General features: G+C 71.6%; 26 protein-coding genes. 5 read left to right on the forward strand and 21 right to left on the reverse strand.

Annotated elements, in window-relative coordinates:
• Positions 1 to 2 precede the first annotated feature (2 nt).
• From PHZ_RS10725 to yajC, 6 genes are all read right to left on the reverse strand, one after another.
• On the reverse strand, positions 3 to 674 hold the full coding sequence (locus tag PHZ_RS10725) for a squalene/phytoene synthase family protein (RefSeq protein ID WP_012522503.1): 672 nt from the start codon (positions 672 to 674) through the stop codon (positions 3 to 5).
• A gap of 58 nt (positions 675 to 732) precedes the next feature.
• Positions 733 to 1338: a urate hydroxylase PuuD gene (locus PHZ_RS10730; protein WP_012522504.1), complete on the reverse strand. Its 606-nt coding sequence runs from the start codon at positions 1336 to 1338 to the stop codon at positions 733 to 735.
• An 80-nt stretch (positions 1339 to 1418) separates the two neighbouring features.
• Positions 1419 to 1778 carry an Mth938-like domain-containing protein gene (locus PHZ_RS10735; protein WP_012522505.1) on the reverse strand — a complete coding sequence of 120 codons (360 nt, stop codon included), beginning with the start codon at positions 1776 to 1778 and terminating at the stop codon, positions 1419 to 1421.
• A gap of 10 nt (positions 1779 to 1788) precedes the next feature.
• Complete coding sequence (secF, locus tag PHZ_RS10740; RefSeq protein WP_012522506.1) at positions 1789 to 2751, reverse strand: protein translocase subunit SecF; 963 nt, start codon at positions 2749 to 2751, stop codon at positions 1789 to 1791.
• Positions 2752 to 2765: 14 nt separating this feature from the next.
• Positions 2766 to 4370 carry a protein translocase subunit SecD gene (gene secD, locus PHZ_RS10745; protein ID WP_012522507.1) on the reverse strand — a complete coding sequence of 535 codons (1605 nt, stop codon included), beginning with the start codon at positions 4368 to 4370 and terminating at the stop codon, positions 2766 to 2768.
• Between the two features lie 18 nt (positions 4371 to 4388).
• Positions 4389 to 4676 (reverse strand): preprotein translocase subunit YajC, encoded by a 288-nt coding sequence (gene yajC / locus PHZ_RS10750; protein WP_041374107.1) that lies wholly within the window; start codon positions 4674 to 4676, stop codon positions 4389 to 4391.
• Positions 4677 to 4856: 180 nt separating this feature from the next.
• Here yajC and PHZ_RS10755 point away from each other — a divergent pair, with 180 nt between their 5' ends.
• Positions 4857 to 5696, forward strand: a complete 840-nt coding sequence (locus PHZ_RS10755; RefSeq protein ID WP_012522509.1) for an ATP-binding protein — start codon at positions 4857 to 4859, stop codon at positions 5694 to 5696.
• Positions 5697 to 5702: 6 nt separating this feature from the next.
• Here PHZ_RS10755 and PHZ_RS23100 read toward each other — a convergent pair whose 3' ends face one another.
• From PHZ_RS23100 to PHZ_RS10815, 12 genes are all read right to left on the reverse strand, one after another.
• On the reverse strand, positions 5703 to 7109 hold the full coding sequence (locus tag PHZ_RS23100; protein ID WP_012522510.1) for a M23 family metallopeptidase: 1407 nt from the start codon (positions 7107 to 7109) through the stop codon (positions 5703 to 5705).
• A 111-nt stretch (positions 7110 to 7220) separates the two neighbouring features.
• Positions 7221 to 7892 (reverse strand): protein-L-isoaspartate(D-aspartate) O-methyltransferase, encoded by a 672-nt coding sequence (locus PHZ_RS10765; protein ID WP_012522511.1) that lies wholly within the window; start codon positions 7890 to 7892, stop codon positions 7221 to 7223.
• A gap of 2 nt (positions 7893 to 7894) precedes the next feature.
• On the reverse strand, positions 7895 to 8668 hold the full coding sequence (gene surE, locus PHZ_RS10770; RefSeq protein WP_012522512.1) for a 5'/3'-nucleotidase SurE: 774 nt from the start codon (positions 8666 to 8668) through the stop codon (positions 7895 to 7897).
• On the reverse strand, positions 8665 to 9945 hold the full coding sequence (gene serS, locus PHZ_RS10775) for a serine--tRNA ligase (RefSeq protein WP_012522513.1): 1281 nt from the start codon (positions 9943 to 9945) through the stop codon (positions 8665 to 8667). Before serS ends, surE begins: the two co-directional genes overlap by 4 nt.
• Before the next feature lie 79 nt (positions 9946 to 10024).
• Entirely contained in the window at positions 10025 to 10924 is a 900-nt protein-coding gene (tatC, locus tag PHZ_RS10780) for a twin-arginine translocase subunit TatC (RefSeq protein WP_012522514.1), read from the reverse strand.
• Positions 10921 to 11457: a Sec-independent protein translocase protein TatB gene (gene tatB / locus PHZ_RS10785; RefSeq protein WP_012522515.1), complete on the reverse strand. Its 537-nt coding sequence runs from the start codon at positions 11455 to 11457 to the stop codon at positions 10921 to 10923. Before tatB ends, tatC begins: the two co-directional genes overlap by 4 nt.
• Positions 11458 to 11530: 73 nt before the next feature.
• Positions 11531 to 11743 carry a twin-arginine translocase TatA/TatE family subunit gene (locus tag PHZ_RS10790; RefSeq protein WP_012522516.1) on the reverse strand — a complete coding sequence of 71 codons (213 nt, stop codon included), beginning with the start codon at positions 11741 to 11743 and terminating at the stop codon, positions 11531 to 11533.
• Positions 11744 to 11831: 88 nt separating this feature from the next.
• On the reverse strand, positions 11832 to 12482 hold the full coding sequence (gene scpB / locus PHZ_RS10795; protein ID WP_012522517.1) for an SMC-Scp complex subunit ScpB: 651 nt from the start codon (positions 12480 to 12482) through the stop codon (positions 11832 to 11834).
• On the reverse strand, positions 12479 to 13288 hold the full coding sequence (locus PHZ_RS10800; protein ID WP_012522518.1) for a segregation and condensation protein A: 810 nt from the start codon (positions 13286 to 13288) through the stop codon (positions 12479 to 12481). Before PHZ_RS10800 ends, scpB begins: the two co-directional genes overlap by 4 nt.
• Positions 13285 to 14286, reverse strand: coding sequence for a beta-N-acetylhexosaminidase (nagZ, locus tag PHZ_RS10805; protein WP_012522519.1), 1002 nt, complete (start codon positions 14284 to 14286; stop codon positions 13285 to 13287). Before nagZ ends, PHZ_RS10800 begins: the two co-directional genes overlap by 4 nt.
• The gene (gene ftsN, locus PHZ_RS10810; RefSeq protein WP_012522520.1) at positions 14283 to 15077 is read right to left on the reverse strand and encodes a cell division protein FtsN; all 795 of its coding nucleotides are present in this window, start codon (positions 15075 to 15077) and stop codon (positions 14283 to 14285) included. The genes nagZ and ftsN overlap by 4 nt, the downstream gene beginning before the upstream one ends.
• 150 nt (positions 15078 to 15227) lie before the next feature.
• Positions 15228 to 16421, reverse strand: coding sequence for a deoxyguanosinetriphosphate triphosphohydrolase (locus PHZ_RS10815; protein ID WP_012522521.1), 1194 nt, complete (start codon positions 16419 to 16421; stop codon positions 15228 to 15230).
• Between the two features lie 82 nt (positions 16422 to 16503).
• Between PHZ_RS10815 and erpA the strand changes: the two genes are divergently transcribed.
• Positions 16504 to 16839 (forward strand): iron-sulfur cluster insertion protein ErpA, encoded by a 336-nt coding sequence (gene erpA / locus PHZ_RS10820; RefSeq protein ID WP_012522522.1) that lies wholly within the window; start codon positions 16504 to 16506, stop codon positions 16837 to 16839.
• Here the strand turns inward: erpA and PHZ_RS10825 are convergent.
• Genes PHZ_RS10825 through PHZ_RS10835 form a run of 3 tightly spaced genes read right to left on the reverse strand, consistent with a single transcriptional unit; the run spans position 16836 to position 18279 of the window.
• Positions 16836 to 17291, reverse strand: coding sequence for an SRPBCC family protein (locus PHZ_RS10825; RefSeq protein WP_012522523.1), 456 nt, complete (start codon positions 17289 to 17291; stop codon positions 16836 to 16838). The genes erpA and PHZ_RS10825 overlap by 4 nt on opposite strands.
• Positions 17288 to 17629 (reverse strand): ArsR/SmtB family transcription factor, encoded by a 342-nt coding sequence (locus PHZ_RS10830; protein ID WP_012522524.1) that lies wholly within the window; start codon positions 17627 to 17629, stop codon positions 17288 to 17290. The genes PHZ_RS10825 and PHZ_RS10830 overlap by 4 nt, the downstream gene beginning before the upstream one ends.
• On the reverse strand, positions 17626 to 18279 hold the full coding sequence (locus PHZ_RS10835) for a glutathione S-transferase family protein (protein ID WP_012522525.1): 654 nt from the start codon (positions 18277 to 18279) through the stop codon (positions 17626 to 17628). Before PHZ_RS10835 ends, PHZ_RS10830 begins: the two co-directional genes overlap by 4 nt.
• A 116-nt stretch (positions 18280 to 18395) precedes the next feature.
• On the opposite strand from PHZ_RS10835, the gene xth reads away from it, so the two are divergent.
• Genes xth through PHZ_RS10850 form a run of 3 tightly spaced genes read left to right on the forward strand, consistent with a single transcriptional unit; the run spans position 18396 to position 20586 of the window.
• Positions 18396 to 19175 (forward strand): exodeoxyribonuclease III, encoded by a 780-nt coding sequence (gene xth, locus PHZ_RS10840; protein ID WP_012522526.1) that lies wholly within the window; start codon positions 18396 to 18398, stop codon positions 19173 to 19175.
• A gap of 45 nt (positions 19176 to 19220) precedes the next feature.
• Positions 19221 to 19844, forward strand: a complete 624-nt coding sequence (locus tag PHZ_RS10845; RefSeq protein WP_049758208.1) for a hypothetical protein — start codon at positions 19221 to 19223, stop codon at positions 19842 to 19844.
• 49 nt (positions 19845 to 19893) lie between these two features.
• Entirely contained in the window at positions 19894 to 20586 is a 693-nt protein-coding gene (locus PHZ_RS10850; protein ID WP_012522528.1) for an NnrU family protein, read from the forward strand.
• Positions 20587 to 20617: the final 31 nt, after the last annotated feature.

Genomic DNA, 20617 nt, shown 5'->3' on the forward strand with positions numbered 1-20617 from the left:
AGTCAGATCCGGCCGCGGGCGACCGCCAGGATCAGGCGCAGCCGGTCCCCGACCGGCGAGCGGCGGCGGCCGATCAGGGCGGCGTGAGCGGCGGCCGCGAAGGCCTGGGCGTCCAGCCCGCGCACCGCCTGACGGGCGCCTTCCAGCGTCTTCGCCGCAAGGCCGGCGAACACCGGCGCGGCCGCGGCCCGGCGGGACATGGCCCAGGCGGTCCCCGCCGCGCGGGCGGGTCCGGCGTCGCTCCCGGGCGCCAGGATCATCGCCGCGAGCTCGGCGGCCCGTCCGGCGGTGTCCCGGGCCCAGGCCAGGGCTTCAGGCGGGTCCATCGGCGAGGCGTCCAGCTCGCGGTAGCGGGCGTCGATCATCGCCTCCAGCAGGTCCCGCGGCAGGCCGCGCCGGCGCACGGCGACGGCCAGCGCCTGGGCCGTCGGATGGCGGCGGACGGGACGGCCCTCGAACACCTCGTCCAGCACCTCGCGCCACCAGGTGAGGCGCATCTCGCCCAGCAGCGCGTTGGAGGCCACCTTGGGCGCGCGGGCCAGCTCGTGGTCGAAGGCGTAGATCGCGACCACGTCCGCCCGCCGCTCGCGCTCGCCGATGAAGCGGCTGGAAAGCCAGCGGTCCGGGTCGTTGCGCCGGATCAGCGCGTCGAGGTCTTCGAGGTCGTCGCTCATCGCCAACAAAAAAAGGCCCGCCGGTTGGCGGGCCTTCTCGCAGAGATCGCCTCCGGCGTCAGCCGAAGATCGTCTGGTTCATGGTCATGGTCACCAGCATCGGCACCGACAGCAGGGTGTTGATGCGGGAGAACAGCATGGCCTTGCGGCCCGCCGCGGCCTTGGCGTCGGCGTCGCCGTCCACGATGCCCAGCGCGATCTTCTGGGCCGGCCAGATGAACGCCCAGACGTTGATGAACATGATCGTGGCCAGCCACATCCCCAGGCCGATGAACGTGTGCTGCGGGACCTGGAAGCCGTCCATGGCGCCCAGGGTGAACGCCTCGATCAGGAAGCCGCGGTTCCAGGCGAGCAGCACGCCCATCACCCAGGTGGCGAGCGCGGCCCAGCGGAACCAGAACAGCGCCTCGGGCGCGATGTACTTCGAGACGCCCGGCTTAAGCTCGGCCGGGATCTCGGGCATTTTCCGGATCTGGACGAAGTTGAAGTAGTAGAGCAGCCCGATCCACAGGATGCCGGCCAGGGTGTGCAGCCAGCGGAACACGCCCTGCCAGAAGATCTGGTCCCAGGCTGCATTGTGCATGCCGTATCCGGCCACAATGATCAGCGCCAGAATGAAGCTGACGATCAGCGTGTTCCGAAGATTGGCGAGTAGTCCAGCCATGTTGCCCTCTCAGTTCCTTCCCCTGGACTGAGTCGTATAGGGCGTTTCGCCGCAGCCTGAAAGGCGACGCTTCGAGCCGCTCAGACGGCGATCAGGGCCGCGGCGAGGCGCCGGCCCTCGGCGGTGAGGACGTTGTAGAGCCGGGCCGCGGCCGGCGTGTCCATGAACTCCAGGCCGATGCCGGCCTTCTGCAGCGCCTCGCGGACCGCCCGCGGCGGCTGGGCGTTGCGCACCCCGACGCCGAGCAGCACGAATTCCACCTCGGCGCGGCCGGCCTCGAACACCGGCGCGAGCGATTCGACGGTGAGGTCCGCGAGGCCGGCCACGGGCCAGCTGCGCGCCTCGTCGCCCACGATCAGCAGCGAGCCGTCCCGCCGCTCGCCGCCGACGCGGAAGCCGCCGTCGCCGTAGGCGTCCAGCGTGGGGGCGTTGCGGGCCACCGGCCGGCCCCTAGGGACGCACGCCGGCAGGCTTCAGCGGCTCGGCCTCTTCCTCGCCGCGCTTGACGCCCCACAGCAGGATCACCGGGGCGGCGACATAGACCGACGAGTAGGTGCCGATGATGATGCCGAAGATCAGCACGATCGACATGTCGAACAGGGTCGGTCCGCCGAAGAGCGCCAGACCCGTCAGCGCCATGATCGCGGTCACGCCGGTGATGATGGTCCGCGACAGGGTCTCGTTGATCGACAGGTCGATGACCTCGCGCAGAGGCATGCGCTTGTACTTGCGCAGGTTCTCCCGGAGGCGGTCGAACACCACCACGGTGTCGTTCATCGAGTAGCCGATGACCGTCAGGATCGCCGCCACCGTGTTCAGGCTGAACTCGAGCTGGAAGAAGGCGATCAGGCCGAACGTCAGGATGACGTCGTGGAACAGGCCCACGACGGCGCCGATGCCGAACTGCAGCTCGAACCTGAACCAGATGTAGATCAGCATCAGCAGGATCGCGAGGCCGAGCGCGGTCAGGCCGCTCTGGAAGAGCTCGCCCGAGACCTTGGCGCCCACCACGTCCGGCGCGTCGAAGGTCACCTGGCCCAGCGCCTGGGTCAGGGCGCCGCGGACCTGCTCGGCCACCTGGTCGGCGCTCGCGCCGGCCGGGGGCTGGTAGCGGACCATGGCGGCGGTGCCGTCGCCGAAGCCCTGCACCTGGGGGTCGCCCAGTTCGAGGCGGTTGATCGCCGCGCGGGCCGCAGCGAGGTCGACCTGCTGGGGCGCGGTCGACAGCTCGATGACCGTGCCGCCGGTGAAGTCGATGCCGCAGTTCAGGCCGCCGCAGGGCGGCTCGAACGGCATCAGGGCGCGCGCCAGCGAGGCGATCACCGCGAGGGCCGAGAGAATCCCGGCGATCTTGGCGAACCGGACGAACCGGAAGTTCGTCTTGATCGGGATGATCTTGATCAGGGGCCACATGGGTCAGGCCCTCCTTACGCGATCGGCAGGGTCTTGGGCCGCGTGGTGCGATACCACAAGGCCAGCAGAACCTGGGTGATGAGGACGGCGGTGAACACCGAGGTGACCACGCCGATGGACAGCGTCCAGGCGAAGCCCTTCACCGGGCCGGCGCCGAACTGGAACATCAGCAGCGCCGCCAGCAGCGTCGTCAGGTTGGCGTCGACGATGGTGGTCATGGCCCGGGAGAAGCCGGCGTCCATGGCCGCGATGGCGGTGCGCCCGGCGCGGACCTCGTCGCGCATGCGCTCGTAGATCAGCACGTTGGCGTCCACGGCCATGGCGAGCGTCAGGATCAGGCCGGCGATGCCCGGCAGGGTCAGCGTCGCCTGGGTCAGGCTCATGGCGGCGATGATCAGCAGGCCGTTGACCAGCAGGGCGATGATCGAGATGCCGCCGAACAGGAAGCCGTAGGCCAGCAGCATGAAGCCGACGACCGAGACGAACGCGACGACGGTGGAGATCTGGCCCGCCTTGATGGCGTCGGCGCCGAGTTCGGCGCTGACCGTGCGCTGCTCCTCGACGTTCAGCGGCGCCGGCAGGGCGCCGGCGCGCAGCAGGACGGCCAGGTCGTTGGCCGATTCGGTCGTGAAGTTGCCCTCGATGTAGCCCGAGCCGCCGGTGATGGCCGAGTTGATCCGCGGCGCCGAGATCACCTTCTTGTCGAGGACGATCGCGAAGCGCTTGCCGATGTTCTGGGTGGTGGCGTCGCCGAAGCGGCGCGCGCCCTGCCCGTCGAAGCGGAACTCGACGATCGGCTGTCCGGTCTGGGGGTGGAAAGCGGCGCTGGCCGAGGTCAGCATCTCGCCCGTCACCACCGCGCGGCGCTTGACGACATAGAACGGCACGGCGCCGTCGTCGCTGGGCAGGACCTCGGAGCCGGGCGGCACGCGGCCGGCCGCGGCCTCGTTCAGGTCGGCGGCCTCGTCGACCATCTGGAAGGTCAGCTTGGCGGTCTGGCCGATGACGTTCTTCAGCCGCTCGGGATCGCTCTCGCCGGGCGCCTGCACGACGATCCGGTTGGTCCCCTGGCGGACGATGGTCGGCTCGCGCGTGCCGAGCTCGTCCACCCGGCGGCGGATGATCTCGATCGACTGCTCGACGGCGCGCGCGGATTCGGCCTGCATCGCCTCGGGCACGAAGGTCACGCGGATGCGCTGGTCGGCCTCGGTCGAGACGGTCAGGTCCCGGCCGCCGACAGTCCCGGCGAGCGGCGCGCCGAGCGTGTTGCGCAGGAGCGTCTGGGCCTCGCGCACCTGGGCCGGGTCGGTGATGCGCACCGCCACCGCGCCGTTGACCACCCCAAGGCCGGTGAAGGGAATCTGCGCCTCTCGCAGCTGGGTTCGGACGTCCTCGACCGTGTTGGTCAGGCGCTCGGCGCGGAGCGCCTCGGTGTCGACCTCGAGCAGGAGGTACGAGCCCCCCTGGAGGTCGAGGCCGAGGTTCAGGGTCTGCTTCGGAACGAAGCCCGGCAGGCTCGCCCGCGTCTCGGGCGGCACGACGTTGGGAAACGCGAGCAGCGCCCCCAGCACGACCGACAGGACGACGAGGAGAACCTTCCAGCGCGAGAGGGTCAGCATCGGAAGGGGGCTTTTCGCTTAGGCCTTGGCGTCGTTGGCGGCGGCCGGTTCGCCCTTGGCGCGGACGTCGGCGACCATGGACTTGACCACCTTCACGGTGACGCCGGTGGCGATCTCGACGCCGACTTCCTTGTCCTCGACGCGGACCACCTTGCCGATCATGCCCGAGGACAGGACGACGGTGTCGCCGCGCTTCAGAGCGCCCAGCATCTGCTGGTGCAGCTTCATCCGCTTCTGCTGCGGCCGGATCATCAGGAAGTAGAACAGGACGACCAGCGCGATCAGCGGCAGGAACTGGATCAGCATGGCCTCGGGGCCTCCAGCGGCGGCGCCGCCGGCGGCTTGGGCATAGGCAGGGGTGGCGAACATGGCCTCTCCGGATTGCGGGCGGGGCCGCTTCCTGCGGCCCCGTTCGAAAGTCGGCGGAAGCTATGCGCAGCGCCCCGCTTTTGCAATGGAACCTGGGGGCGGCTAAGCCTCGCGGCGATGGACCCCGAGCTGAAACCCGTTCTCGAGCGCATCGCCGACGCCCTCGAACGCCTCGCCCCGCCGCCGCGCACGCCGGCCGCCTTCGACGGCGCGCGGCTGTTCCGCCACGACCCGGAGACGGGCGCCTTCCACCCTGCGCCGGACTATCCCCTCGCCCTCGACAGCCTCGTCGGGATCGACCGCCAGAAAGGCCGCGTGGTCGAGAACCTGCGGCGCTTCGCCCAGGGCCTGCCGTTCAACCACGTCCTGCTCTGGGGCGTGCGGGGCACAGGTAAGAGCTCCATCGCCAAGGCGGCGTTCATGGCCGTGGCGACCCAGACGCCGGACCTGAAGCTGGTGGAGGTGGACCGCGACCAGGTCACCGCCCTGCCCGCGCTGTTCGACGACCTGCGGGTCCGGCCCGAGCGCTTCGTCGTACTGTGCGACGACCTGTCGTTCGAGGAGGGCGCGGCCGCCGCCAAGGCGCTGAAGTCCGCCCTGGAAGGCGGGGTGTCCGGCCCGCCGGCCAATGTGCTGTTCACCGCCACCTCGAACCGCCGTCACCTGATGCCGCGCGGACACCAGGAGGATCGCGGCCTCGTCGCCGCCCACGAGGACGCCGAGGAGGAGGTCAGCGTCTCGGACCGCTTCGGCCTGTGGATCGGCTTCCCGCCGATGGACCAGGCGACCTATCTCGCCGCCGTGAGCGGTTACGCCGAGCGCTACGGCCTGCGGACGGACGACCTCGAGCGCCGGGCCCTGCAGTGGGCCCAGGCCCGCGGCGGCCGCTCGGGCCGGGTCGCCTGGCAGTTCATCCGCGACCGCGCCGGCGAGCTGGGCAAGCCCCTGCCGCTGTAGACGCCCCTAGCGCGGCAGGACGAGGGCCGGATCGATCGGCCGCGCGCGTTCCTCGGGGGTGGGCGCGTAGCGGACCTCGAAATGCAGCTGCGGCTCGGAGACGCCGCCGGTCTGGCCGACCTGGCCGATCTGCTGCCCCTGGGTGACCTTCTGCTGCATCTTCACGTCGACCCGCGCGAGGTGGCCGTAGGCGGTCACCCAGCCGTCGGCGTGCTTGATCAGCACCAGGTTGCCGAAGCCGGGAACCTGGTCGCCGGCGTAGACCACGTCGCCGGCCGCGGCCGCACGTACGGGCTCGCCGGCCTTGGCCTGGATGTTCACCCCGTCGTTGCGCTGGCTGGGGCCCTTGGGGCCGAAGCCCGACAGGATGTCGCCGCGAACGGGCCAGAGGAAGCGGCCGCGGCCGAGTTGCGAAATCTCGCTGTCGCTGGGCTGGGCCGAGGCGACGGGGGCCCCGACGATGCGCGGCGTCGAGGCGGGCGGCGGAGCCGGCCGGGCCGGCGCGGTCTGCGCGGGCGCCGGCGTCGGGGCGGGCGTCGTCGCGCGCGGCGGCTGGGCCGGCGTGGGCTGGGCCCGGCCGGTGTAGGGCTGCGGGCGGCTCGGCAGGCGCGCCGGCGGCTCCTCGCGCGGCGGCGGAGGCGGCGGCGGCGGGGTCGCCTGAGCGGTCTGCACCGGAGCCGGCGCGGGCCGCTGCGGCGGCGGCGGAGGCGGATCGACGCGCACCCGCTGGGTCGAGGTGATCGGGCCGCGGTCCCGGAACCCGGACGGCAGGCGCAGGTGCTGGCCCGGCCGCAGGGTGGCCTCGATGGCCATGTCGTTCTCTCCGGCGATCGCGCCGGCCGAGACGCCGAACCGGCGGGCGATGGCGTAGAGCGTGTCGCCCGACTCCACCGTGTAGGCCTTCGCCTCGCTGCGCGGCCCCTTCAGCTCCTGGCCCGGACGGATCACGTCGGACTTGAGCTTGTTGTCCTTCTTGAGCTGCTCGACCGTGGTGTCGAGCTTGCGGGCGATCTTCTCGAGGTTGTCGCCGGACTTGACCTCGTAGACCGTCGGCGGGCCGTCCACATCGACCACCCGGCCCGTGACGCTGCGGGTCGTGACGGTGCGGTAGGTCGGCTCTGCCGGCGGGGTCGCGGCAGGGGCGGACGGACGCGACTCCGCCCGCGACTCGGCCCGGGGCGCGGCCGGCGGCATGTCCAGCGGACGCGACTCCACCCGCTCGGTCGGGCGCGGCGCTTCCGGCGCCGGCTCCTGCGTCCGCGCCATGGGCGGCTCGGCCGGCGCGCGCGCGGCCGAGGGCGGCGGCGGCGTCTGAATGACCGGCGGCTCGATCGGAAAGTTCGGGCTGGCGCACGCGGTCAGAGCGCTGGCGGCCAGCAGGCTCAGGATCGGGCGCGTAGGAAGGTGCGTCATCGCCGCTCCGGGTGTGGAGGTCCAAGAGAATCAACGGGGCGTGGGCGGGAATGATGGCGGCGGGCCGGCGCCCCCGCCAACCCGCAAACCGCCGCAGCCTGTGGACGGCCGTCAGAGTTCCTTGGCCACGCCTTCGAGCAGGGGCACGAAGCGGACGTCGATGAGGTCCTCGACCTCGAACCCGCCCTTCCCGTCGCCGGTGTAGCGGCGAAGGGTCTGCACCGGCCCCTTGCCGATGGGCGCGACCAGGATCCCGCTCGGCTTGAGCTGCGACAGCAACGCCTTGGGCTCTCCCGGCGCCGCCGCCGTGACCATAATGCGGTCGAAAGGCGCCTGTTCGGGCCACCCCTCCCCGCCGTCGCCGAACCGGGTGATGATGTTGGTGAGGCCCAGCGCCTTGAAGCGCGCCTCGGCCTCGCGCATCAGCGTGCGGTAGCGCTCGACCGTGTAGACCAGCCGCGCCAGCTTCGAGAGGATCGCCGTCTGGTAGCCGCTGCCGGTGCCGATCTCGAGCACGCGGTCGCGCTTGTCGACCTTCAGCGCCTGGGACATCAGGCCGACGATGAACGGTTGGCTGATGGTCTGGCCGCAGGCGATCGGCAGGGCCGAATCCTCGAACGCACGCTCCTTGAACAGCTCGGGCGTGAACAGCTCGCGCGGGGTCTTCTCGATGGCGTTCAGCACCTTGGCGTCGCTGACGCCCTGGGACCGCAACGCCAGGATCAGCCGGGCCATCCGGGTTTCGGGCGTGTCGCCGTCGGCGGGGATCGGGGGCTCGGACATCCTCAGACCTTCGGAGGCGCGCCGCCCAGCTTGCCTTTCAGGTCGAAAACGGCCGGCTGGTGGGTCAGGTCGATGTGCAGCGGGGTCACCGAGATCTTGCCCTCGTAGAGCGCGCGCAGGTCGGTGCCGTCGGGCGGGCTGGACCGTTCCTGCCGGAACCCGATCCAGTAGTACTCCTTGCCCCGCAGGTCGGTCCGGCGTTCGGCGTGGCGCACGTGGACGTCCCGGAAGCCCTGGCGGGTGACCTCCACCTCGGTGATCTCCTCGACGGGCCGATTGGGGAAGTTGACGTTCAGCACCACGTCGGCGGGCCAGCCCAGCTCGACCAGGCGCTTGATGATGCCCGGCGCGAAGGCCTCGGCCGGCTCGAAGCTCTCGCCCGGCTCGTAGAAGCCCATCTGCGACAGGGCGATCGAGGGTACGCCCAGGGCCATGCCCTCGATGGCGCCGGCGACCGTGCCGGACATGCTGACGTCCTCGGCGAGGTTCGCCCCGCGATTGACGCCCGAGAGCAGCAGGTCGGGCCGCCTGCCCTTCACCAGCTCGTGGACGGCCAGCATCACGCAGTCGGTGGGCGTGCCGGTGGTGGAGAACTTGCGATCGTCCAGCCGGCGCACGCGGATCGGCTCGGCCAGGGTCAGGGCGCGGCTCGCGCCCGACTGCTCGTACTCGGGCGCGCAGACCCAGACGTCGTCCGACAGCTGGGCGGCGATGCGCTCCAGCGCCGCGAGGCCGTCGGCGTTGATCCCGTCGTCGTTGGTGATGAGAATCCTCAAGCCGCGCCCCCGATGTGGGTCATCCCCGGCATGTACGGGCGCAGGGCCTCGGGGATGGCGATCCGGCCGCCCTCGTCCTGGTAGTTCTCCAGCACGGCCACCAGCGTGCGGCCGACGGCCAAGCCCGAGCCGTTGAGCGTGTGGACGTAGCGCGTGCCCTTCTCGCCGGCCTTCTTGGCGCGGGCGTCCATGCGGCGGGCCTGGAAGTCGCCGGTGTTCGAGCAGGAGCTGATCTCGCGGTACTTCTCCTGGGACGGCAGCCAGACCTCGAGGTCGTAGGTCTTGCGGGCCCCGAAGCCCATGTCGCCGCGGCACAGCAGCATGGTGCGGAACGGCAGCTCGAGCCGCTTCAGCACGGCCTCGGCGCAGCCCACCATCCGCTCGTGCTCGTCCGCCGACTGCTCGGGCGTGGTGATGGAGACGAGCTCGACCTTGTTGAACTGGTGCTGGCGGATCATGCCGCGGGTGTCGCGTCCCGAGGCCCCGGCCTCGGAGCGGAAGCACGGCGTCAGGGCCGTGTAGCGGAGCGGCAGCTCCTCCTCGGCGACGATCTGGCCCATGACCAGGCTGGTCAGCGGCACCTCGGCCGTGGGGATCAGCCAGCGGCCGTCCGTCGTCTGGAACAGGTCCTCGGCGAACTTCGGCAGCTTGTCGGTGCCGTAGGCAGCCGCGTCGTTGACCAGCAGCGGCGGGTTCACCTCGGTGTAGCCGTGCTCCTGGGTCTGCAGGTCCAGCATGAACTGGCCGAGCGCGCGCTCCAGACGGGCGAGCTGGCCCTTCAGCACCACGAAGCGGGCGCCGCTCATGCGGGCCGCGGCCTCGAAGTCCATCAGGCCCATCGCCTCGCCGAGGGTCGCGTGGTCCTTGGGCGCGGCGATCGCGCGCGGCTCGCCCCAGCGGCGGACCTCGACGTTGTCGTGCTCGTCGGCGCCGTCCGGCACCTCGGCGGCGGGGATGTTCGGCAGGCCGGCCAGGAGGGCGCGCAGCGCCTCGCCGGCCGAGCGCTCGACCTCGCCCTGCTCCTCCAGCGCCTTCTTCAGGGTCTCGACGTGGGCCATCAGCCGCGTGGCCTCGGCCTCGTCCTTCTGCGCCTTGGCCTGGCCGATCTTCTTGGAGGCCTCGTTGCGCTCGGCCTGGGCCGCCTGCAGGGCGGTCTGGGCGGCGCGCAGGGCCTCGTCCAGCTTCAGGATCTCGGCGACCTTGCCGGGCGAGCCCTTCGCGGCCCAGGCTTTCTCGTAAAGCTCGGGGGTTTCGCGGATGGCTCGGATGTCGTGCATGGGGCCCGCTTGTCGGTTGAGCGGACCTCTCTAGAGCGCGTCGGAACAGGCGCCAAGAAGGGCCGGCCAAGAAGCCGCGTCAGGTCGGCACGACGTCCTTGCCCGCGGCCTCCTCCTCGCGCCGGCGGCGGCGCTCGATCAGCGCCACGCACCAGATCGAGACCTCGTAGAGCAGCACGATCGGCAGGGCGAGCATGGTCTGGCTGATCGGATCGGGCGGAGTGACGATCGCGGCCACGACGAACACCGCCACGATGGCGTAGCGGCGGCCGGCCCGCAGCATCTTCGAGCCCACCAGCCCGGCCATGCCGAGCAGGGTCAGCACGACCGGCAGCTGGAAGCACAGGCCGAAGGCCAGCAGCAGGGTCGTGACGAGGCTGAGATAGTCCGAGACCTTGGGCAGGAGCTGCACCGAGATCGCCCCCGCTCCCACAATCTGCTGCGAGAGCGAGAACCACAGCACGAACGGCAGGATGACGAAGTAGACGAGCGCGGCCCCCAGCAGGAACAGCGCCGGCGCGGCCAGCAGGAACGGCAGGAAGGCCTTGCGCTCGCGCTTGTAGAGGCCCGGCGCGACGAAGGCGTAGACCTGCCAGGCCAGCACCGGGAACGAGAGCACGATGGCCCCGAACCCGGCGAGCTTGAGCTTGGTGAAGAAGAACTCCAGCGGCGCCGTGAACACGAGCTGCAGGTTCTCGCCCCCCAGCTGCGGCAGCGACTTCACGCCCATGACCACGAACAGCAGGTCGAACGGACCCGAGGTGTGGCCGGCCCGCTGGGCCGCGAAGAGGCGCGCGGCCATCTCGAACGGGTGCAGCAGGAACTGGTAGATCGGCGTGGCGAAGCCGAAGCAGACCACGAAGCCCACGAACACCGCCGCGACGCAGATGATCAGCCGCTTGCGCAGTTCGATCAGGTGGTCGAGCAGCGGCGCGCGCGAGGCCTCGATCTCGGATTCCTCGTCCTGCCAGGCGCTCATTCCGCGCTCCCGGCGGTCTTGCGGGCCTTGAGGCCTGGGGTCTTGGGCTTGGGCTTGGGCTTGGCGGCAGCCTTCGGTTTGGCCGCGGCTTTCGGCGCCGCCGCCGCCTTCGGCTTGGCGGCGCGCGGTTTGCGGGCGGGCTTCGGCGCAGGCTCGGCGGCCGGCTGCGGTTCCGGCTCGGGGGGCGGCGGCTCGACCGTGTTCTCGTAGCCCGTGGGGGAATGAAGCTGGACGCCTACGCCGGCGAGGCTCTTCTCGATGTCGCCGGCCGCCTCGGTCATGGCGCCGTCGGCGATGGACATGTCGGCGAACTGGCCCCGGCGCATCGCCTCGACCTCCTTGCGCAGGTCGTCCAGCTCGGACTGGCGGGCCATGTCGTCGAAGCTGGCGCGGAACTCGGAGGCCATGGAACGGACCTTGGCCATGAACTGGCCGATCCGCCGCATCAGCAGCGGAAGGTCCTTGGGGCCCACCACGATCAGCGCCACCGCGGCGATGATCAGGAGCTCAGCGGCGCCGATCTCGGGAAGCATTGCAGGTGGCCTAAACGCAAGCGCCGGCCGCGATCAAGCGGGCCGGCGCGCCGGTGATGTCGAATCCGCGCGGTCAGCCGCGGGCGCTGTCCTTGTCGCGCTCCTTGGGGAGCGGCTTGGCCGTCTCGTCCTCGGCCTGCTCGCTCTCGCCCTTCAGGCCGTCGCGGAAGGCGCGGATGCCCTTGGCGGCGTCGCCCATGATGCCCGACAGCCGGCCGCGGCCGCCGAACAGAAGCGCCACCACGACCAGCACGATGAGCCAGTGCCAGATCGAAAAAGAGCCCATGAGGCCTAACTCCTTGTGCGTCCCCCCTTTGGAACGTCACGGCCTATATAGTCCGACCGCGCCGCGCGCGCCACGGCGACGAAGCGCCCTATTTCCCCGGCTCGTCCTCGCCCAGGAAGTCCACGTGGAACTCGGGGGCTTCGGCGAGGTCCAGCGGATCCTCGTCCGGCGCGGGGTCGGCCGGATTGGGAACGGCGAAGTCGGCCGGGATGTCCAGCGACAGCAGGCCCGCCGCACGCATCTCGGCCACGCCCGGCAGGTCGGCGAGGCTGGCCAGGCCGTAGTGCTCGAGGAAGGCGTCGGTGGTGCCGTAGGTGACCGGCCGGCCCGGGGTGCGGCGGCGCCCGCGCATCCGCACGAGGCCGAGCTCCAGCAGCACGTCGAGGGTGCCCTTGCTGGCCTGCACGCCGCGGACCGCCTCGATCTCGGCCCGGGTCACCGGCTGGTGATAGGCGATGATGGCGAGAGTCTCCTGAGCCGCCTTCGACAGCCGGCGCGGCTCGTCCCGCTCCTCGGTCATCAGCCAGGCGAGGTCCTCGGCCGTCTGGAAGCGCCAGCCGCCGGCCACATGGGCCAGCACAACCCCGCGCCCCGCATACAGCCGCTGGAGCTCCTCCAGCGCACCGGCGACGTCGGCGCCCTCGGGCAGCCGGCCCTGCAGGTCCTGCTCGGTCAGCGGCCCGGCGGCGGCGAACAGCAGCGCCTCAACCTCGCGGGCGGTCTCCAGCCGGTCGGTCACGCCGCCGCCCTCCCCCGCGCGCGCAGGTAGATGTCGGCGAAGGCCTCGAGCTGGCGGGCCTCCAGCGCGCCTTCCTTCACCAGCTCCAGGCTGGCCGAGAGGGTCGAGGCCACATAGGACGCCCGCGAGGGCATGTTCTCGGCGGCCGGGCCGAACGGGGCGACGCCGGTGAGCGGCGTCCAGCGGTCGAGGTCGGGCAGCAGCCGGCGCAGGCGCTCGCGCGCATCCTCCAGCGGATAGGCCTTGGGCGCGGCCGGCGTGTAGTGGCGGGCGGTCTCCTTGCGGCGCTGCTCGATGTAGGCGCTCATCAGGGCGTAGAGGTCGCCCTCGATCCGTCCCGACGGCACGACCTTGATGGCCTCGGGATCGCCGCGGACGAACACTTCCTGTCCGAGCTGCGGGCGGGCCTTCAGCGCCTCGGCGGCGTTGCGCATGGCCTCCAGCTTGGCGAGGCGGAAGGCCAGCCGGGCGGCCATCTCCTCGGCCGGCGGCTCCTCCGCCTTGGGCCGCTCGGGCCTGGGCAGCAGCAGCCGCGACTTCAGATAGGCGAGCCAAGCGGCCATCACGAGGTAGTCGGCGGCCAGGCTGAAGCGCCGGCGGCGGGCCTCCTGGACGAACGCCAGGTACTGCTCGGCGAGCTTGGTCACCGACAGCTTCAGGAGGTCGACCTTCTGGCTGCGCGCCAGGGCCAGCAGCACGTGCAGCGGACCCTCGTAACCCTCCACGTCGACGATCAGGGCCTCGCCGTCCTCGGCCGCGGTCGCGGCGGCGGCGAAATCGAGGCTGGGCTGGAAGCTCTTGCTCACCGGAAGGCCTCGTCGAAACGGGCCACCGCCTCCGCATGGTCCAGCGGCTCGGGCGCGCCGGGGATGCGCGAGAGCGCCGCCCTCGCCCGCTCGGCCGCCCGGCCCGAAAGCTCGCCTGTCCCGTCGATCACCGCCCGCATCTCGGCCATGTCACCGTTGCAGTGGAGAACCACGTCGCAGCCGGCAGCAAGCGATTCCGCCGCCCGCTCGGCCATGCCGCCGCTCAGCGCCTGCATCGACAGGTCGTCGCTCATCACGAGGCCGTCGTAGCCGATGACCCCGCGGATCACGCGCTCGAACACCCGCTCCGAGGTGGTGGCCGACCGCACGGGGTCGACGGCGGCGTAGATGACGTGGGCGGTCATCGCCATCGGCATGTCCGAGAGCGCGCGGAACGGGGCGAAGTCGCGGGCGTCCAGCGCCTCGAACGGCGCGTCCACCACCGGCAGCTCCAGGTGGCTGTCGGCCTTGGCCCGGCCGTGGCCGGGGATGTGCTTGACCACCGGCAGGACGCAGCCGGCCATCAGGCCCTCGCAGGCGGCGCGGCCCAGCAGGGCGACGTCCTCGACCGTCTCGCCGTAGGCCCGGTCGCCGATGATCTCGTGCCCCTCGGGGTCGGGCACGTCCAGCACCGGCACGCAGTCCACGTTGATCCCGAGTTCGGCGAGGTCGTGGGCGATCAGCCGCGCGCCCAGGCGGGTGACCTCCCGGCGCCGGTCGGGCGGCAGGGCGCCGTAGGCCCGTCCCGGCGGATAGGCCCGCCACTGCGGCGGCCCCAGCCGCTGGATGCGCCCGCCCTCCTGGTCGATCAGGATCGGCGCATCGGCCCGTCCCACCGTCTCGCGGAGCGCGGCGGTGAGGCGGCGGATCTGGTCCGGCGTCTCGAGGTTGCGCGCGAACAGGATGAAGCCCCAGGGCCGCACGTCCCGGAAGAAGGCGGCCTCCTCCGCGGTCAGCGCGGGGCCCGAGCAGCCCAGGATCGCGGCCGAGACGCTCACCGGACGAAGCAGGCCTTCCCCGCGGCCTTCAGGCGGCCGCAGAACGCCTGGGCGTCCTCGCGGCTGGCGAAGCCGGTGACCAGGGTCCGGTAGAGCGTCGCGCCGTTGCGCTCGACCTTCTCGACGGCCTTGCCCTTGCCGGCGGCGAGCCCGGGCGCGGCGGCGACCGCCTCGTTCCAGGTCTTGTCGGCCAGCGCCGGCGAGGAGACGGCGCCCACCTGCACGGCGGCGGCGCCGGAAGCGGCCTTCGGCGCGGGGGCCGGGGCCGCCTTGGCTTCAGGCGCCTTGGGTTCCGGGGCCTTGGCCGCGGCGGGCGGCGGCGCGGCCTGGGCCGGCGCCTGGGCCGGAGCCTGGGCAGGCAGCGCGGGCCGCAGGGCGGGTTGCGGCGCACGCTGGGCCGGCGCCTGGGCCACCACAACGGGCGTGGTCGGCGCAGGGCGCGGCTGCGGCTCCTCGGGCCCCGGGGTGAAGGTCGGCACGGCCTCGGGCGCGGCGCCCGCCTCGGAGCGGTAGATCTGCAGGCCCGCGGCGGGGTCCTGCGGCTGGGCCTCTGGGGGCGCCGCGGTCTTCATGCCCTCGACCGGCACGCCGACGGCCTGGGGCGCATCCCCCGCCTGCCGGACGCCCGAGCGGTAAAAGACAAAGATCGCCGCCACCAGGCCCGCCAGGACCAGGACGCTGATGATCAGGGTGATCGGCACGGGCCGCGCGCCCCGCACCGGCTGGCGGGCGTCGAACGAGAGGGGCGCGTCGGTCGGGGGCGTGTAGGCGCCGCGCTCGTGGTCGGACATGCGTAGGCTCCGAGACGTCGTCTGGCGCGCGCCCGCGTCGGGACGCGAATCGCGCGCGTGTGGGGGCAGTCTAGCGGAGCATGGGCCCCGCCAGCGCCTGGGGGAGCCGTTTTCTGTGGGCGATCTCGGGCGGGAATGGGGCGGGCCGCCCTACCCCCAGATCTCCAGGTGGAAGAGCTTGCGGTGCTCCTCGATCGCGAAGCGGTCCGTCATGCCGGCGATGTAGTCGCAGACCACCCGCGCGCGACCGGCCTCGTCGCGGCCCTGGATCTTGGCCTGCCACTCGGTGGGAAGGACGTCCGGCTCGGACATGAAGAGCTGGAACATCTCGGCCAGGATCCGCCGCGCCTGGCTGCGCGTGCGGTTCACCCGCCAGTGGCGGTACATGCGCTCCATCAGGAAGGCGCGCAGGGCGGCGAGGTCCTCGGCCATGTCGCGCGAGAAGGCGACGACCGCGTGGCCCAGGTTGCGCACGTCCTCGGGCCCGTCGACCATGCCCTCGGCCACCCGGCGGCGGGTCTCGGCCATGACGTCGTCGACCATGGCCCCGATCATCCGGCGCACGGCCTCGAGGCGGATGATCTGCTGGTCGCAGTCGGGATAGTCGGCCAGGGCGGAGTGCACGTGCGGCCCGATCAGCGGAACGTCGAGCAGCTCCTTCAGGTGGAACAGGCCCGCGGCGACGCCGTCGTCCACGTCGTGGTTGTTGTAGGCGATGTCGTCGGCCAGGGCGGCCACCTGCGCCTCCGCCGAGGCCCAGCCCGACAGGCGCAGGTCGTACTCGGCGTCGAACTCGGCGATGGCGCTCCACGAGGGCTTGGCCAGCTTATCGGTGACCGGTCCGTTGTGCTTGATGACCCCTTCCAGCGTCTCCCAGGTCAGGTTCAGGCCGTCGAACCGCGGATAGCGGCGCTCCAGCTTGGTGACGACCCGGAACGTCTGGACGTTGTGGTCGAAGCCGCCGAAGCCGCGCATCTGGATCTGCAGCTCGTCCTCGCCGGCGTGGCCGAACGGCGGGTGTCCGAGGTCGTGGGCCAGCGCGATGGTCTCGGCCAGGTCGGCGTCGAGGCCGAGGGCGGTCGCCACCGAGCGGGCGATCTGGGCCACCTCCAGCGAGTGGGTCAGGCGGGTGCGGAAGTGGTCGCCCTCGTGCGCCACGAAGACCTGGGTCTTCTCCTTCAGGCGGCGGAAGGCGGTGGAGTGGATGATCCGGTCGCGGTCGCGGGCGAACGGCGTGCGCGTGCGGCTCTCGGGCTCGGCGACCTTGCGGCCGCGCGAGCGGGTCGGATCTTCGGCGAAGGGAGCCCTGGCGGGGTTGGTCCGGGGGGGATTGGTCGCGGCCATCAAACCATTCTAATTCGTGGCCTCTTGGTCGAAGCCGCCCAGGCCCTCATATAGTCCAGGCCATCATTTCGTTTAACAGCCGATGACCACGACCGAAGACGTCACCCTTTCTCCCGCCGCCGCCGAACGCATCCGCGCCCTGGGCGAGGCCGAAGGCCGGCCGGTGATGCTGCGCGTGGCCGTGGAAGGCGGCGGCTGCTCGGGCTTCCAGTACCAGTTCGACCTGGTCGACCAGCCGCAGGCCGACGACCTGAAGGTCGAGCGCGACGGCGCCGCGGCCCTGGTGGACGTGGTCTCCCTCGCCCTGCTGAAGGGCTCGGAGATCGACTTCGTGGACGAGCTGGCCGGCGCCGAGTTCCGCATCCGCAACCCCAACGCCCGCTCCAGCTGCGGCTGCGGCGTCAGCTTCTCGATCTAGTCCAGCGAGGCCGCGAGCTTCTCCAGCAGCCAGCGGGTCCCCTCCTCGCGGCTGCCGGCGTCGTCGTAGCCGTCGAGGAATGCGCCCTGCTCGGTCATCACGAGGCGGGTCCCGGCGCCGTCGGGCCTGAACTCGATGGTGGCGAGGGAGACCGAGATTTTCACCCCGTCCACGTGCATGTCGTAGCCGTAGATGATCCGGGCGTCCGGGATCACTTCGAAGTAGCGGGCCTGGAAGTCCGAGACCTTGCCGCCGGGGTGCTTGCCCCACAGCCGCTCGGACCCGCCCGAGCGGAAGTCCATCGAGCGCTCATAGCATTCGAAGCCCTCCGGGCCGTCGAACCACCGCGCCTTGGCCTCAGGGCTCGCCCAGGCGGCGAAGACCCGCGCCGGCGCGGCCGGATAGGCGCGCTCGATGCAGAAGGTGGCGTGGACGACGTTGCGGTCTGTCATGAGGGCTCCTCGGGGTTGGCGGCCAAGTAGTCGCCCAGGCGGTCGAGGCGTTGCTCCCAGGCCGTCCGGCGGGCGTGGATCCATTGTTCGGCGCGGCTGAGCGCGGCGGGCTCGATGCGGCAGGTGCGGACCCGGCCGACCTTCTCGGAAGCCACGACGCCGGCGGCCTCCAGCACCGCCAGGTGCTGCACCACCGCTGGCAGGCTCATGTCGAAGGGCCGCGCCAGGTCGCTCACCGAGGCGGGGCCGCGGCTCAGGCGCTCCACGATCGCACGCCGGGTGGGATCGGCGAGCGCCTGGAACAGGCCGTCGAGGCGGCCGGTCGCCAGGGGGCTCACGCCGCCTTCCGGCCGGGGAACATGTGCATGACCGGCTGCGCCTCCTGCAGCGTCCGGGCGAAGGACGGCCGCGCCTCGAGCCGGTCGAGATAGGCGCCGAGGGTGGGATGGCTGTCGCGGAACGGCGCCACCTTGTCGGCGTAGAACAGCGCCGGCGCGGCGGCGCAGTCGGCCAGGGTGAACGCCTCGCCCGCCGCCCAGGTCCGGCCGGCCAGCTCGCGCTCGAGCCAGCCATAGCTCCTGGCCAGGGTCGCGTCGGCCTGGGCCACGCCCACCGGATCGTCCCCGCCGCGGAAATTCTCGGCGACGATGCGCGAGGTCGGGTCCATCACGTAGCTGTCGAACACCCGGTCGAGCAGCCGGACGCGGAGCGCCGCCTCGGCGTCCGCCGGGATCAGGCCGGCCGAGGGCGCATGGTGCGCCTGGAGGTACTCGATGATGACGGTGGTCTCGGGGACCAGGCGGCCGCGGTCCGTATCCTCCAGCAGCGGCATCTTGCCCATCGGCGACAGCGCCTGGAAGGCCGCCCGCCCCTCAGCGTCGCCGAAGTCGACGAGGCGCGCCTCGAACGGCAGCCCCGCCTCGTAGAGGGCGATCTTGGCCTTCCAGCAGTAGGAGGACAGCGGGTGCTGGTGAAGGATCAGGGGCATGGCGGCGCCTTTCACTTAAGTATTTCCTTAAGTATCAGCCGATGGCGCAACGCGCAAGCCATTGAGCCCGGCCGCGCGCCCCACTAGCTTCCGCTCCACCTGAGCCGGAGCCTTCGATGCGCATCGCCACCTGGAACGTGAACTCGATCAACGCGCGCCTGGAGACCGTCGTGCGCTGGTTCGAGGCGGCGCAGCCGGACGTGGCGTGCCTGCAGGAGATCAAGTGCGTCGACGAGAAGTTCCCGGCCGAACCCTTTGAACGGCTTGGCTATAATCTCGCGATCCACGGCCAGAAGACCTACAACGGCGTGGCTCTCCTCTCGAAGCGGCCGCTGGAGGACGTGACCCGCGGCCTGCCGGAGGGCGACGGCGACGAGCACGCCCGCTACATCGAGGCGGTGGTCTCGGGACCCCAGCCCGTTCGGGTGGCGTCGATCTACCTTCCGAACGGCAATCCGGTGGGGACCGAGAAGTTCGCCTACAAGCTGGCCTGGATGGGCCGGCTGCACCGCCATGCCCAGAACCTGCTCAAGCTCGAGGAGCCGCTCGTCCTGGCCGGCGACTACAACGTCATCCCCGAGCCGCGCGACGCCGAGTTCCCCAAGAACTGGGAGGACGACGCCCTCTTCCAGCCGCAGAGCCGGGCTGCCTTCCGGGCGCTGAAGAACCTCGGCCTCACCGAGGCCTACCTGCAGGCCGACGGCGCGCCCGGCGCCTACACGTTCTGGGACTACCAGGCCGGGGCCTGGCAGCGGAACAACGGCATCCGCATCGACCACGCCCTGCTCTCGCCCCAGGCCGCCGACCTGCTGCGCGGCGTGACCATCCACCGCGACGTGCGCGGCTGGGAGAAGCCCTCGGACCACGTCCCGCTGGTGGTCGAACTGGACGCCTGAGCTGCGCCGTAGCCCGACTCGCCGAAACGGGCGTAGGCTGAGCGAATGGACGAGGTCGGGCGACTGATCGTGCTGATGGCGATCGCCGGCGGCGCCTTCACGGCGCTGGGGGCCGCCTTCGTCTGGTTCCTCGAGGAATCCCGCCGCATCCGTCGCAGCCTGAAGAAGGTGCTGGGGGCCGAGCCGCACGCCCTGCTGATCGCGCGCGGCCGCGGCAAGGGCATAGGCTTCGACTTCGCCGCGGGCGCCGTGGCCGTGAGCTGGGACGCCGGCGGCTGGTGCCTGCTGTACCGCGTCGACGAGCTGATGGGGGCCGAGCTGGTGGTCGACGGCCAGGTCGGGGCCCGCACCCACCGCGGCGAGCAGCGCCGCGCGCTCGACCAGCATGGCGGCGCCCAGGATCACGTGCGCCTGCGCTTCGTCTTCGACGACCCGACCTATCCCGACTTCACGCTTGAGCTGTGGTCCAGCGGCGACGAGGGCAAGCGCAAGGCGGCCACGGCGTCCGAGGCCCTGCAGGAGGGCAACCGCTGGATCGCGCGCATGGAATCGCTGCTGCGCCGGCCCGTCCCGAAGCGCGCCGCGCCCGTTCCGGTCGCGCCGTCGGCCGCCGAGCGGACCCCTCCGCAGGACGACGAGCCGGAGGACGAGTCGGCCGACGCGGCATGACTTGACGCTGTAAATTTATAAGGCCACGGTCCCGCGCCAGGAGGGCCCCATGACCAATCTCATCGCCGCCGCCGCATTCTTCGTGCTGATCCATCTGCTGATCTCGGGGACCCGGGTCCGCGACGCCCTGACCGGCAGGATCGGAGACGGCCCCTACATGGGCCTGTTCTCCCTGACCTCGGCGGCGGGCCTCGTCTGGCTGGGCTTCGCCTTCGCCGCCGCCCGCAGCGCCCCTGACAACGACGTGCTGTGGGGAGTCTCCACCGGGACCCGCCACCTGCAGCTCCTCATCCAGCTCGTGGCGGTGACGTTCATCGTCGTGGGCCTGACCACCCCCAACCCCACCAGCGTCCGCCAGGAGGGCGCGCTGGACCGGCCGGGCTTGGTGCGCGGCATGCTCCGGGTCACCCGCCACCCCTTCCTGTGGGGCGTCGCGATCTGGGCCCTGGGGCACCTGCTGGTGAACGGCGACGCCGCCAGCCTGATCCTGTTCGGCTCGATGCTGGCCCTCGGCCTGTTCGGCACCGCGAGCATCGACGCCAAGCGTCGGCGCAAGCTGGGGACCAAGTGGGACGCCTTCGCGGCCCAGACCTCGAACGTGCCCTTCCTGGCCATCGCCCAGGGCCGCCAGCGCCTGAGCTTGGGAGAGATCGGCTGGTGGCGGTTCGCCGTCGCGATCCTGGTTTGGGCCGCGCTGGCCTTCGGCCACCCCTGGCTGTTCGGCGTCCCCGCCCTCCCCTGACGGCCTTGAAGTGGCCGACGGGCGGGAGTGG

Origin of the sequence: Phenylobacterium zucineum HLK1 (assembly GCF_000017265.1) — a bacterium.
GTDB classification, from domain to species: domain Bacteria; phylum Pseudomonadota; class Alphaproteobacteria; order Caulobacterales; family Caulobacteraceae; genus Phenylobacterium; species Phenylobacterium zucineum.